Source organism: Pseudescherichia sp. (genome assembly GCF_032052675.1).
Taxonomy (GTDB): Bacteria; Pseudomonadota; Gammaproteobacteria; order Enterobacterales; family Enterobacteriaceae; genus Pseudescherichia.
The window spans coordinates 446,702-458,749 of record NZ_DAMBWA010000002.1 but is presented as its reverse complement, the minus strand read 5'-3'; the positions used below and the strand labels follow the sequence as shown (position 1 = coordinate 458,749).

General features: G+C 58.6%; 12 protein-coding genes and 1 other annotated feature. Of the genes, 4 read left to right on the top strand and 8 right to left on the bottom strand.

Annotation, left to right across the window (positions count from 1 at the left end):
• Window positions 1–171: 171 nt before the first annotated feature.
• Window positions 172–909 carry a TonB system transport protein TonB gene (tonB, locus tag RTX96_RS04710; RefSeq protein WP_103820266.1) on the top strand — a complete coding sequence of 246 codons (738 nt, stop codon included), beginning with the start codon at window positions 172–174 and terminating at the stop codon, window positions 907–909.
• A 48-nt stretch (window positions 910–957) separates the two neighbouring features.
• Here the strand turns inward: tonB and yciA are convergent, their stop codons facing one another.
• The 3 genes from yciA to RTX96_RS04695 are packed head-to-tail and all read right to left on the bottom strand — an operon-like array spanning window position 958 to window position 2,693.
• Window positions 958–1,359: an acyl-CoA thioester hydrolase YciA gene (yciA, locus tag RTX96_RS04705; protein WP_103820012.1), complete on the bottom strand. Its 402-nt coding sequence runs from the start codon at window positions 1,357–1,359 to the stop codon at window positions 958–960.
• Window positions 1,359–1,898: a septation protein A gene (locus RTX96_RS04700; protein ID WP_103820013.1), complete on the bottom strand. Its 540-nt coding sequence runs from the start codon at window positions 1,896–1,898 to the stop codon at window positions 1,359–1,361. Before RTX96_RS04700 ends, yciA begins: the two co-directional genes overlap by 1 nt.
• A 51-nt stretch (window positions 1,899–1,949) precedes the next feature.
• Window positions 1,950–2,693, bottom strand: coding sequence for a YciC family protein (locus RTX96_RS04695; RefSeq protein WP_103820014.1), 744 nt, complete (start codon window positions 2,691–2,693; stop codon window positions 1,950–1,952).
• 345 nt (window positions 2,694–3,038) lie between these two features.
• Here RTX96_RS04695 and ompW point away from each other — a divergent pair, with 345 nt between their 5' ends.
• The gene (ompW, locus tag RTX96_RS04690; protein WP_103820015.1) at window positions 3,039–3,674 is read left to right on the top strand and encodes an outer membrane protein OmpW; all 636 of its coding nucleotides are present in this window, start codon (window positions 3,039–3,041) and stop codon (window positions 3,672–3,674) included.
• A 55-nt stretch (window positions 3,675–3,729) separates the two neighbouring features.
• Here ompW and trpA read toward each other — a convergent pair whose 3' ends face one another.
• Genes trpA through RTX96_RS04665 form a run of 5 tightly spaced genes read right to left on the bottom strand, consistent with a single transcriptional unit; the run spans window position 3,730 to window position 10,262 of the window.
• Complete coding sequence (gene trpA, locus RTX96_RS04685) at window positions 3,730–4,539, bottom strand: tryptophan synthase subunit alpha (RefSeq protein WP_312670339.1); 810 nt, start codon at window positions 4,537–4,539, stop codon at window positions 3,730–3,732.
• Window positions 4,539–5,732 carry a tryptophan synthase subunit beta gene (gene trpB / locus RTX96_RS04680; protein ID WP_312670337.1) on the bottom strand — a complete coding sequence of 398 codons (1,194 nt, stop codon included), beginning with the start codon at window positions 5,730–5,732 and terminating at the stop codon, window positions 4,539–4,541. Before trpB ends, trpA begins: the two co-directional genes overlap by 1 nt.
• Window positions 5,733–5,742: 10 nt before the next feature.
• On the bottom strand, window positions 5,743–7,101 hold the full coding sequence (gene trpCF, locus RTX96_RS04675) for a bifunctional indole-3-glycerol-phosphate synthase TrpC/phosphoribosylanthranilate isomerase TrpF (protein ID WP_312670335.1): 1,359 nt from the start codon (window positions 7,099–7,101) through the stop codon (window positions 5,743–5,745).
• 3 nt (window positions 7,102–7,104) lie between these two features.
• Window positions 7,105–8,700: a bifunctional anthranilate synthase glutamate amidotransferase component TrpG/anthranilate phosphoribosyltransferase TrpD gene (gene trpD / locus RTX96_RS04670; protein ID WP_103820019.1), complete on the bottom strand. Its 1,596-nt coding sequence runs from the start codon at window positions 8,698–8,700 to the stop codon at window positions 7,105–7,107.
• Window positions 8,700–10,262, bottom strand: a complete 1,563-nt coding sequence (locus RTX96_RS04665) for an anthranilate synthase component 1 (RefSeq protein ID WP_103820267.1) — start codon at window positions 10,260–10,262, stop codon at window positions 8,700–8,702. The genes trpD and RTX96_RS04665 overlap by 1 nt, the downstream gene beginning before the upstream one ends.
• 30 nt (window positions 10,263–10,292) lie before the next feature.
• Window positions 10,293–10,388, bottom strand: a sequence feature (Trp leader region).
• Window positions 10,389–10,544: 156 nt separating this feature from the next.
• On the opposite strand from RTX96_RS04665, the gene rnm reads away from it, so the two are divergent.
• Window positions 10,545–11,423 (top strand): RNase RNM, encoded by an 879-nt coding sequence (gene rnm, locus RTX96_RS04660; RefSeq protein WP_312670332.1) that lies wholly within the window; start codon window positions 10,545–10,547, stop codon window positions 11,421–11,423.
• Window positions 11,420–12,040, top strand: a complete 621-nt coding sequence (locus tag RTX96_RS04655) for an L-threonylcarbamoyladenylate synthase (protein ID WP_103820021.1) — start codon at window positions 11,420–11,422, stop codon at window positions 12,038–12,040. Before rnm ends, RTX96_RS04655 begins: the two co-directional genes overlap by 4 nt.
• The last annotated feature ends 8 nt before the right edge of the window (window positions 12,041–12,048 follow it).

The following is a 12,048-nucleotide window of genomic DNA, read 5'->3' as shown; positions in this document are numbered from 1 at the left end:
GGCTGCACGCTACCATCATGATTTTATGCGGCCTAAAATGCTAAAGCCGGACCGGATAAGCTTGCCTGCCCCCCTGAAAATGAGCGATAGATGTCATGGCTTATTGAATATGATTGCTATTTGCATTTAAAATCAGGGCCTGGCTTTTCAACTGAAACGATTATGACTGCAATGACCCTTGATCTACCTCGCCGCTTTCCCTGGCCGACGCTGCTGTCTGTTGGTATTCACGGTGCTGTTGTGGCGGGCCTGCTCTACACGTCAGTACATCAGGTTATTGAACTGCCCGCTCCCGCGCAGCCCATTGCCGTCACTATGGTCACGCCTGCCGAGCTTGAGCCGCCTCAGGTTGTACAGCCCCCGCCCGAGCCGGTGGTAGAGCCGGAACCTGAGCCGGAGCCGGAACCCATCCCCGAGCCGCCAAAAGAGGCGCCGGTGGTCATTGAGAAGCCGAAACCCAAACCTAAGCCGAAGCCGAAGCCCAAGCCGGAGAAAAAGGTTGAGAAGAAGATCGAGCAGCCGAAGCGTGAGGTCCGCCCGGTCGAGACGCGTCCGACCGCACCGCTGACCAATACTGCGCCGTCGCGTCCGCTGACCAGTTCCGCACCCGCTACCAGCAAGCCGGTGACTTCCGCGCCGACAGGCCCACGCGCGCTGGCACGTAACCAGCCGCAGTATCCAGCCCGCGCCCAGGCGCTGCGCATTGAGGGCCGGGTGCGCGTGAAGTTTGATGTCACCGCCGACGGTCGCGTGGAGAACGTGCAGATCCTCTCTGCCCAGCCGTCGAATATGTTTGAGCGCGAGGTGAAATCGGCGATGCGTAAATGGCGCTACGAGGCAGGCAAACCGGGCAACGGTTTGATTGTGAATATCGTCTTCCGTCTTAACGGTGGGGCGTCGGTGGACTAAGGGCCAATCGTTGAACGCGACAAAAAAGCCTCCGTATGGAGGCTTTTTTTATGCTTGCGGGGGAAGGGCGCGGGGCTTGCCTTCGCTGTCTACCGCCACATAGATAAACAGCGCCTCGGTAGCTTTATAGCGCTGGCCGATGGGCTCGGAAGAGACCTTCTTCACCCATACCTCAACGTTGATGGTCACCGAGGTGTTACCGCGTTTGACGCAGCGCGCATAGCAGCATACCACGTCACCCACCGCAACTGGACGCAAGAAGGTCATGCCGTCGACCCGCACGGTGACCACGCGACCATGTGCGATCTCTTTCGCCATGATCGCCCCCCCCATGTCCATCTGGGACATCAGCCAGCCACCAAAAATATCACCGTTAGCGTTGGTATCCGCCGGCATCGCCAGGGTGCGTAATACCAGCTCGCCCTGAGCGGCTTCGTTTACGTTGGTCATCAGGACTTATCTTCCTGTGGCAGGTGGCGATAGATATAGATGCCACTCAGCAGAGTAAAGAGTAGCGTCAGGGCAGTTAAACCAAACACCTTAAAGTTGACCCAGATGTTTTGCGGCAGCCAAAACGCGATATAGATATTGGCCAGCCCGCAGACAATGAAAAAGAGCGCCCAGGCGATATTCAGCTTTGACCATACCGCTTCCGGCAGGGCGATCTCTTTACCCAGCATGCTCTGGATCAGCGGCTTTTTCATCACCCACTGGCTAAAGAGCAGCGCACCAGCGAACAGGGCGTAGATTACGGTCACTTTCCACTTAATAAATTCATCGTTATGGAAAAAGAGCGTCAGGCCACCAAACACCGCGACCAGCACGAAGGTCACCAGCGCCATTTTTTCAACTTTGCGGTAGCGTACCCAGCTATAAATCAGCACGACCGCCGTCGCGACGATCAGCGCGGCCGTACCGGCATAAATGTCATAGAGCTTATAAAAGGCAAAAAACACAATCAGCGGTAAAAAATCAAGAAACTGCTTCATTCTTCGATTCCGTTATAGGCGCAGCCTGCACGTTCGGCAGGCTGCGGGATGTTAAGGGCGGATCAGCATATAAAGACGATAAAGATAAACAAGCAGCGCCGCCGAGATCAAATTGCTGAGGGTATTAGCAACGATAGCGCCCACCGTTGGCGTCAGGACGGCAAAGTTAGGGGCGAACATCAGCAGCAGGGTTTTTGCCAGCAGCCAGCCTATTACCGCCGGGGCAACCAGGCGCATATTGGCCCACCCCATACGCATGCTGTTACGGATCGACTGAAATACGCCCATTTTATCCTGCACCATCATCACTGGCGCAAAGGCGAGGAGGATCGCAAGGATAACGCCGGGAACCACGATAAACATGATACCGATCTGCACCATAAAAGTAGTCAGGAAGATCAGGATAAACAGCTTTGGCAGCACCGGGGCGCTGGCCCCAATGGCTCGCAGGGCGCTAACCCGATGGCCCGCCGAGATCAGCTGGATCATCAGCAGCATGCCGCCCGCCAGAATGGCGTTGCCAAACAGTCCGGAAAAGGTGGAGGCGGCAGAAGCGCGCAGCAGCACCTGCTGCTGTTCCGGCGTCATGTTTTGCACCAGTTCAAACAGCCCCGCGCTGCCGGACAGGTTATCACCCTCGCGCAGAACGGCAAGCTGCTCGTCGCTGGGTGAAAAAACATGGCCAAGCATTACCGTGATAAACGCACACAATAAGGCAATCAGTAAAATGGTGACGAACTGATTGCGAACAAAATTTCCCGTGTCACGGTAAACGGACTTCGCCGTGATAGACATGCACTCTCCTTGAGTAAACCGGTGTTGATTTGCTGGCAATTGTAACCTGGTTAGCGGCGGAGTGGCAGCACTCTGCCATGTATGGAAAAGCATAGCTTTGTAAAGCGGCCTCCACTGCCCACCCACATTGAGTAATTTGTAACCGAAATTACGTATTGAAAGATTTTGCGAAAGATGATCTACATCAGAAACGAGGATTTTGCTGATTATTAAGGAAAATTAATCCAGATCAATGAATGTTACTTTACAGGGTTAAATGTGATCTGCGTTAGATCACTTTGTACTTCAATGTAGGTATATTCACCGCGCCATAAAAAATAACCATATCAATGGAGCGGAAAAAGAATGAAAAAATTAGCGGTGGTAGCGTTGGTGTTAAGCGCATTTTCAGCTGGGACCTATGCCCATGACGCGGGCGAGTTTTTTGTGCGTGCCGGTTCAGCGACGGTAAGACCGACCGAAGGATCCGACAACGTGCTGGGCAGTCTGGGTGGATTTAACGTTAGCAACAATACCCAGCTTGGCCTGACCTTCACCTATATGGCAACGGAGAACGTCGGCATCGAGCTGCTGGCCGCTACGCCGTTCCGCCATCATGTGGGAACCGGCCCGACGGGCAATATTGCGACTGTAGAGCATCTGCCGCCAACCCTGATGGCCGAGTGGTACTTTGGGGATAGCAGCAGCAAGGTTCGCCCCTATATTGGCGCCGGTGTGAACTACACCACCTTCTTTGATGAGAAATTTAACGATACCGGTAAAGCGGCGGGCCTCTCTGACCTGAACCTGAGTGACTCCTGGGGCGCAGCGGGCGTCGTAGGGCTGGACTATCTCATCAACCGCGACTGGCTGATTAACGCCTCAGTTTGGTACATGGATATCGATACCGACGTGAAATTCAAGGCGGGAGGGGTACAGCAGACGGTCGATACGCGTCTCGATCCGTGGGTGTTTATGTTCTCTGCAGGCTACCGTTTCTGAGCCTGGGATTCAGGTGAGAAACGGGCCGATAAAGCCTGTTTCTCACCCTGCCTAATCAATTTACTCGCGTCGCCGCTTTCAGGCTCTGCACAAACGCCTGCAGCTCGGTCAGCATCTTAACGGGCTTATCAAGGTTATTTTCAATAATCTTAACGATGGCGGAGCCGGAAATTGCCCCGGCTGCGCCAGCTTCCAGCGAAGTTTTCACCTGCTCCGGCGTAGAGATACCAAAGCCCTGCAGCGGCGGTGCAGCATGGTACTCAGCCAGCTTCTCTACCAGATGCTGTAGCGGCAGGGCGACGCTGTTCTCCGCCCCCGTGACCCCGGCGCGAGAGAGCAGGTAGGTGTATCCGCGTCCGTAAGAGGCGATCTGGCGCAGCAGATCGTCATCGGCGTTCGGCGGGCAGATAAAGATTGGAGCCACGTTATGGCGCATCGCCGCCTGACGGAACGGTGCCGACTCCTCCACCGGCACGTCCGCCACCAGCACTGAGTCCACGCCTGCTTTTTCACACTTCGCATAGAACTCATCAATGCCCTGGCTGAACACCAGGTTCGCATACATCAGCAGGCCGATAGGGATGGTCGGGTGCTTCTGGCGTACGGCGGCCAACATCTCAAAGCACTGGGCCGGGGTAGTGCCTGCGGCAAAAGCACGTAGGGTGGCATTCTGGATAGTCGGGCCGTCCGCCAGCGGATCGGAGAAAGGGATCCCCAGCTCCAGCGCGTCGGCACCGCCCTCAATCAGCGCATCGATAATCTTCAGCGACTGCTCGGGAGAGGGATCGCCCAGGGTAACAAAGGGAACAAACGCACCCTCTTTGCGATCCTGCAGGCGCTTAAACAGCTGCTCATAACGTTCCATCACATCTCCCCTCGTGCTTTTAAAATATCGTGAACCGTAAAGATGTCTTTATCGCCGCGGCCGGAGAGGTTAACCACCAGCAGCTGCTCTTTTTCCGGATCCTCGCGCATCATCTTAAGCGCATGGGCTAGCGCGTGAGAGGACTCCAGCGCCGGAATGATCCCTTCGCTACGGCACAGCAGCTTGAACGCCGCCAGCGCTTCATCATCGGTAATCGACACGTAGTCCGCGCGTCCGATGCTGTTGAGATGTGCGTGCTGCGGCCCGACGGAGGGGAAGTCCAGCCCGGCGGAGATGGAGTAGGACTCTTCAATCTGTCCGTCATCGGTCTGCATCATCGGCGACTTCATGCCAAAGTAGATACCCACCCGGCCATGCTTCAGCGGCGCGCCGTGTTCGCCGGTCTCAATCCCGTGGCCCGCTGGCTCGACGCCGATCAGCCCCACGCTGCTCTCTTCAATAAAGTCAGCAAACATGCCGATGGCGTTTGAGCCGCCGCCGACGCAGGCGATCACCGCATCCGGCAGGCGACCCTCCTTTTCGAGGATCTGCGCTTTGGTCTCTTCGCCAATCATGCGCTGGAACTCACGCACGATGGTCGGGAACGGATGGGGGCCTGCCGCCGTGCCGAGCATATAGTGGGCCTTGTCGTAGCTGCCGGACCAGTCGCGCAGCGCTTCGTTACAGGCGTCTTTTAGCGTGGCGGAGCCGCTGTAGACCGGGATCACCTCTGCGCCCATCAGGCGCATGCGGAAGACGTTCGGCGACTGGCGCTCAACGTCTTTCGCCCCCATATAGATGCGGCACTTAAGACCGAGCAGGGCGCTGGCAAGGGCCGAAGCGACGCCGTGCTGGCCCGCGCCGGTCTCGGCAATGATCTCCGTTTTACCCATGCGCTTGGCAAGCAGGGCCTGGCCCAGCACCTGGTTGGTTTTATGCGCGCCGCCGTGAAGCAGATCTTCACGCTTGAGGTAGAGCGTGGTTTTGGTTCCAGCGGTCAGATTCTGGCATTTGGTGAGCGCGGTCGGACGACCGGCATAGTTTTTCAGCAGATCGCTGAACTGGGCCTGAAACGCCGGATCTTTCTGGGCGCTGACAAAGGCCTCTTCCAGCTGGCGCAGGGCAGGCATCAAAATTTGCGGAACGTACATGCCGCCAAATTCACCGAAGTAGGGATTAAGCAAAGTTGTCATTACAGATTCCTTAATAGGCACGCAGGGTACGGAAAACCGAGGCCAGCTTGCTGGCATCTTTAATACCCGGTTCAGATTCCACACCTGAATTAAAATCGAGTCCGACACAGCCCATCTGCGCCGCCGTCACACAGTTATCTGCGCCGAGGCCACCGGCCAGCATCACGTTGTCCAGCGTCTGTCCGGCCAAAAGAGACCAGTCAAAATGCTGCCCGGTGCCGCCCTGGCCATTATCAAAAATGTACCGGTCGACGTGGTTGAGATTACGGGCCGGAAGCGTATCGCCAACGCTCAGCGCCTTCCAGATCGCTACTCTGCTCGGTAGCGCAGCGCGCAGCGCATCAATATAGGCCTGGTCTTCAGCACCGTGCAGCTGGACGGCCGCGAGTTGAAAACGTTCTGCCTTCTCCACCACCGCCTCGACGGATGCGTTGCGGAAGACGCCCACGTAGCGCAGGGGGGCGGCGGCAATCACCGTATCGGCCTGGGCATCGGTTACGAAGCGCGGGGATTCAGGCACGAAGATCAGCCCACCGAAGAGGGCCCCGGCTTCAAACGCGGCCTGTGCATCCTGAGGGCGCGTCAGCCCGCACACTTTGTTCTCGCCCAGCAGCACGCGCTTGATAGCGGCGGCGAGATCGTCCTGCTCCATCAGCGCCGAGCCGATTAAAAAGCCGTTAGCGAAATGGCTCAGATCGCGCACCTGGGCATAGGTGTTAATCCCCGACTCGCTGATCACTGTGACGCCCGCGCCGAGACGAGGGGCCAGCTGACGGGTGCGGTTCAGATCGATAGAGAGGTCGCGCAGGTCGCGGTTGTTGATACCGACCACTTTGGCTCCGAGGGCGATAGCGCGTTCCAGCTCCTCTTCATTACTGACTTCGGTCAGCACGCCCATCTTCAGGCTGTGGGCCACGGCGGCGAGCTGGCGATATTGATCGTCATCGAGCACCGAGAGCATCAGCAGGCAGGCGTCTGCCTGGTAGTAGCGCGCCAGGTAAATCTGGTAGGCCTCGATAATAAAATCCTTACACAGGATCGGCTGCGGCGCGGCGGCGCTCACCTGCGGCAGAAAATCGAAGCTGCCCTGAAAGTACTTCTCATCCGTCAGCACGGAGATGGCTGACGCATGGTGTTTATAGATGCCGGCGATCCGCACCGGATCGAAATCATCGCGGATCACCCCTTTTGACGGCGAGGCTTTTTTACATTCGAGAATAAATGCCGTGCGCGCGCCCTGCAGAGCGTCGTAAAAGCTGCGCGTAGCAGGCACAATATCGCTCTGAAAACTGGCCAGCGGCTGCTGCTGTTTACGGGCGGCGACCCAAATCGCCTTGTCCGCGACGATTTTCGCTAAAACGGTTTCCATTACTTATCCTCTTGCCGCAAGTGCGGTGACTTTGTCATAGGCAGCACCGCTGCGCAGTACGTCCAGAACCCTTTGCGCATTGGCCTGCAAATTCTCTTCCCCATGCAGACGCATCAGCATCGCCACGTTTGCCGCGACGGCGGCCTCGTGGGCGGCTTCACCTTTACCTTGTAGTAAGCGCGTTAAAATGTCACGGTTTTCTTCCGGCGTGCCGCCCGCCAGCGCCTCCTGGCGATACGGCGTCAGGCCAAAGTCGGCGGCCTCCAGCTGGTAGCTGCTGATATCGCCGTTGTTCAGCTCGGCCACCAGCGTTGGGGCATGCAGAGAGACTTCGTCCATACCGCCGCTGTGCACCACCGCCGCCCGCCGGTAGCCCAGCACGCGCAGCGTCTCGGCAATCGGCAGCACCAGCTCCGGGCTATAGACGCCAATCAGCGCCAGCGGCGGGTGGGCCGGGTTAATCAGCGGCCCCAGCACGTTGAACAGGGTGCGAGTCTTGAGCTGCTGGCGCACGGGCATCGCGTGGCGGAACCCGGTGTGGTACTTCGGCGCAAAGAGGAAGCAGACGCCCAGCTCGTCCAGCGCGGTACGGGATCTGTCCGCGTTCATATCGAGATTGATACCGAACGCCGCCAGCAGATCCGACGAACCCGAGCGGCTTGAGACGCTGCGGTTACCGTGCTTGGCCACCTTCAGGCCGCAGGCGGCGGCGACAAAGGCGCTGGCGGTAGAGATATTGATGCTGTTGCTGCCGTCGCCGCCGGTGCCAACGATATCGGCAAAGGCATAGTCCGGACGCGGGAAGGGTGCCGCGTTCTCCAGCAGCGCGGTGGCCGCCCCGGCGATCTCGTTGGGATGCTCGCCGCGAATTTTCATGCTCACCAGCGCCGCTGCCAGCTGCTCCGGCTTCAGTTCGCCGCGCACGACCGCCGAGAAGAGCTGGTGGCTCTCCTGCTGGCTCAGAGTCTGGGCCTGGTAGAGTTTCTCCAGGATCGGCTGCAGGGTGTTGCTCTGCTCCAGCTTCTGCTGCGCCCAGGCCAGGGTCTGCTCCAGCAGGCGCGCGCCCTGGGTGGTCAGAATGGACTCCGGATGGAACTGGAAGCCGCAGACGCGATCGGCGTCATGACGCACCGCCATCACCATGCCGTTGAAGTGAGCGTTGATGGTCAGCCCGGCCGGCACGTTGCTGCCCACCAGCGAGTGATAGCGCGCCACCGGCAGCGGGTTGCTCAGCCCGGCGAACATCGCCTGGCCGTCGTGTTCGATGTTTGACGCTTTGCCGTGCAGGATCTCTCCCGCCTGACCGACGTAGCCGCCATAGGCTTCGACAATCGCCTGATGGCCGAGACAGATTCCTATAATCGGCAGCTTGCCACGCATACGGGTTAACAGCTCTGGCATACAGCCCGCCTCGGAGGGCGCGCCGGGACCCGGAGAGAGCATCAGGACCGGGTTCTCCATCGTAGCCAGGCGGTCGATCAGGGTCTGGGCTGGCACATGGTTGCGGTAGATCACCACGTTGTGGCCGCTGGCGCGCAGCTGATCGGCAAGGTTGTAGGTAAACGAATCAATATTATCGAGCAGCAGAATGTCAGCCATCAGAACGTCTCCTGAGCGTGGTGTGCGGTGGCAATGGCGCGCAGGACCGCGCGGGCTTTGTTGCGGGTTTCATCGGCTTCAGACTGCGGAACAGAGTCCAGCACCACGCCAGCGCCTGCCTGAACGGTGGCGACACCGTTTTCAACGTAGGCGGAGCGGATCACGATGCAGGTATCGAGATCGCCGTGGGCGGTGAAGTAGCCCACCGCGCCGCCGTAGCTGCCGCGACGGGTGCCCTCTGCCTGGGCGATAAGCTGCATGGCGCGAACCTTCGGCGCGCCGCTCAGGGTGCCCATGTTCATGCACGCCCGGTAGGCGTGGAGGACGTCGAGATCGTTGCGCAGCTCGCCCACCACGCGGGAGACCAGGTGCATCACAAACGAGTAGCGATCGACCTTGGTCAGGTCGGCAACGTAGCGGCTGCCCGGCGTACAGATGCGGGCCAGATCGTTGCGGGCGAGATCGACCAGCATCAGGTGTTCGGAAAGCTCTTTATGGTCGGTACGCATCTCCAGCTCGATGCGGCTGTCGAGATCGCGATCCAGCGAGCCGTCGGCCCGACGACCGCGGGGGCGCGTCCCGGCGATGGGGTAGATCTCAATCTGGCGCGACTGCGCATCATATTTCAGCGAGCTCTCCGGCGACGCGCCGAACAGGGTAAAGTCGTTATCCTGCATAAAGAACATGTAGGGGCTGGGGTTACTCTTCTTCAGCACGTCGTAAGCCGCCAGCGGCGACGGGCAGGGTAATGAGAAGCGACGGGAGGGCACCACCTGGAAGATCTCCCCGGCGCGGATGGCTTTTTGCATCTCGCGTACTACCGCGCCAAACTCCTCGTCGCTCTGGTTGCATTCGCAGCGCATGGAGGCCACCGTCTCTACCGGCAGCGGCGCGGGAGGCAGGCTAAGCTGCTGGCGCAGCTCGGCGATGCGCTGGGTCAGACGCTGCTGTTCGGCGGCGGACGGGGTGAAAAGACTGGCCTGGATGCGGGTCTGCTGCTGCTGATGATCGATGACCAGCAGCGTTTCGGCCAGGTAAAAACAGTAGTCCGGGCAGCCATTCTCCTGTGCCAGCGCGGGCAGCTCCTCGAAGCCCGCGACCAGGTCGTAAGCGAAAAGGCCGCCAAAGAACATTGCTTCCCGCTCTTCGGCCGGGACGGTTACCAGCTCCTGCAGCAGGCGAAAGGCGTCAAACACCGACAGGGAGCAGAGGCGGGCGTCCTCGTCGAGCAGATTGCTGACCGGCGGAAAATGCAGAACGCGGCCATCCGGGCGGACGATGTTCTCTACGCCCGCGGGCAGGGCGGCATCCAGCAGCGGCAGGAGCGACGCGCCGTTGGCCGTCAAGGCCTGAATAGTGACAGTGTCACCTAAAGCGGTAATGCGCAGCGCGCTGTCGACCAGCAGCAGGCTCTTGAGGTCATCCTTGCTGTCGATATCGGCGGATTCCAGCAGCAGCGTTGCCGGGCGATCCGCACACAGCTGATGAAACAGGGCGGTCGGGTTCTCCCGGTACGCGGCGTGGTCTGTGAGAAGCTGTAGTGCAGGTTTTGGCATTGGCATAGTCATTCTCATCCGGTCATTATTCTGTTCAAAAAAAAGCCCGCTCAGTGGGCGGGCCGGGGTATCTGTCTGCGTAAGGCAAACGCTCGCTCACCGCCCGTTTCAGGAGGAGTGCCACCAGCGGATAAGCGTAGAGTGTTTGAACATTTTCAGATACCTCGTTGTGTGAACTTGCGTACTAGTTAACTGGTTCAGAAGAATAAAGTCAACCCCTGATTTCAGAATTCGCTGCGTAACCGTTATGATAGCGTCCTAAATGAGATCTACCCTACTGGAGCCGCTTTGAGCGACACGAACTACGCCATTATTTACGACCTTCACTCTCATACTCAGGCCTCAGACGGTTTGCTCTCCCCGGAAGAATTAGTCCATCGCGCAGTCGCGATGCGCGTGGGCACGCTGGCTATCACCGATCACGACTCTACCTCGGCCATTCCTGCGGCCCGGGCGGAGATCCAGCGCGCAGGCCTGGATCTGACGCTGATTAACGGCGTGGAGATCTCCACCCTCTGGGAGAACCATGAGATCCATATTGTGGGCCTCAATATCGACATTGCGCATCCGGCGATCGTGACCCTGCTTGAGGAGCAGAAGGCGCGACGTCAGCAGCGCGCCATGCAGATTGGCGAGCGCCTTGAGAAGGCCAATGTACCCGGCGCATGGGAAGGAGCGCTGCGCCTCGCCAACGGCGGAGCGGTAACCCGCGGCCACTTTGCCCGCTTCCTTGTTGAGAGCGGCAAAGCCAATGACGTAGCGGGGGTATTTAAAAAGTATCTTGCGCGCGGTAAAACCGGATACGTTCCGCCCCAGTGGTGTACAATAAAACAAGCTATTGATGTGATTCATCATTCTGGCGGCAAGGCGGTAGTAGCCCATCCTGGGCGCTACGACCTGAGCGCTAAATGGCTGAAAAGGCTGCTGGCACACTTTGCTGAACAGGGCGGTGATGCGATGGAAGTCGCGCAATGCCAGCAGGCTCCCAATGAGCGCACCCAGCTTGCTGCGTATGCGCAACAGTTTGGTCTTATGGCGTCGCAAGGGTCGGATTTTCATCAGCCATGCCCGTGGATCGAACTGGGCCGCAAACTGTGGCTACCCGCAGGCGTGGAAGCGGTATGGCAGCTGTGGGAACAGCCTCAACATAATGAGAGGGAAGTATGAGTCAGTTTTTTTATATCCATCCGGATAATCCCCAGCCGCGTCTGATTAACCAGGCGGTGGAGATTGTGCGTAAGGGTGGGGTGATCGTCTATCCCACCGACTCCGGCTACGCGCTGGGGTGTAAAATTGAAGACAAAGGGGCGATGGAGCGTATCTCCCGTATTCGTCAGCTGCCGGACGGCCACAACTTTACGCTGATGTGTCGGGATCTCTCTGAGCTGTCGACCTACTCCTTTGTCGACAACGTCGCGTTTCGTCTGATTAAGAACAATACGCCAGGCAACTACACCTTTATTCTTAAGGGGACGAAAGAGGTGCCGCGCCGCCTGCTGCAGGAGAAGCGTAAAACCATCGGCCTGCGCGTGCCCTCTAACCCAATCGCGCTGGCGCTGTTGGAGACGCTGGGCGAGCCGATGCTCTCGACCTCGCTGATGCTCCCCGGCAGCGAATTCACCGAGTCCGACCCGGAAGAGATCAAAGATCGTCTGGAGAAGCAGGTGGATCTTATCATTCATGGCGGCTATCTCGGACAGCAGCCTACGACCGTGGTCGATCTGACCGACGACTCGCCGGAAGTGATCCGTGAAGGCGTAGGTGATGTGAAGCCATTCCTGTAGGAGTCAGC

What these genes read in the sequence shown, in the direction of transcription:
- tonB (WP_103820266.1), top strand. Translation starts at nt 172, where the DNA reads ATGACCCTTGATCTACCTCGCCGCTTTCCCTGGCCGACGCTGCTGTCT.
- yciA (WP_103820012.1), bottom strand. Translation starts at nt 1,359, where the DNA reads ATGACCAACGTAAACGAAGCCGCTCAGGGCGAGCTGGTATTACGCACC.
- RTX96_RS04700 (WP_103820013.1), bottom strand. Translation starts at nt 1,898, where the DNA reads ATGAAGCAGTTTCTTGATTTTTTACCGCTGATTGTGTTTTTTGCCTTT.
- RTX96_RS04695 (WP_103820014.1), bottom strand. Translation starts at nt 2,693, where the DNA reads ATGTCTATCACGGCGAAGTCCGTTTACCGTGACACGGGAAATTTTGTT.
- ompW (WP_103820015.1), top strand. Translation starts at nt 3,039, where the DNA reads ATGAAAAAATTAGCGGTGGTAGCGTTGGTGTTAAGCGCATTTTCAGCT.
- trpA (WP_312670339.1), bottom strand. Translation starts at nt 4,539, where the DNA reads ATGGAACGTTATGAGCAGCTGTTTAAGCGCCTGCAGGATCGCAAAGAG.
- trpB (WP_312670337.1), bottom strand. Translation starts at nt 5,732, where the DNA reads ATGACAACTTTGCTTAATCCCTACTTCGGTGAATTTGGCGGCATGTAC.
- trpCF (WP_312670335.1), bottom strand. Translation starts at nt 7,101, where the DNA reads ATGGAAACCGTTTTAGCGAAAATCGTCGCGGACAAGGCGATTTGGGTC.
- trpD (WP_103820019.1), bottom strand. Translation starts at nt 8,700, where the DNA reads ATGGCTGACATTCTGCTGCTCGATAATATTGATTCGTTTACCTACAAC.
- RTX96_RS04665 (WP_103820267.1), bottom strand. Translation starts at nt 10,262, where the DNA reads ATGCCAATGCCAAAACCTGCACTACAGCTTCTCACAGACCACGCCGCG.
- RTX96_RS04655 (WP_103820021.1), top strand. Translation starts at nt 11,420, where the DNA reads ATGAGTCAGTTTTTTTATATCCATCCGGATAATCCCCAGCCGCGTCTG.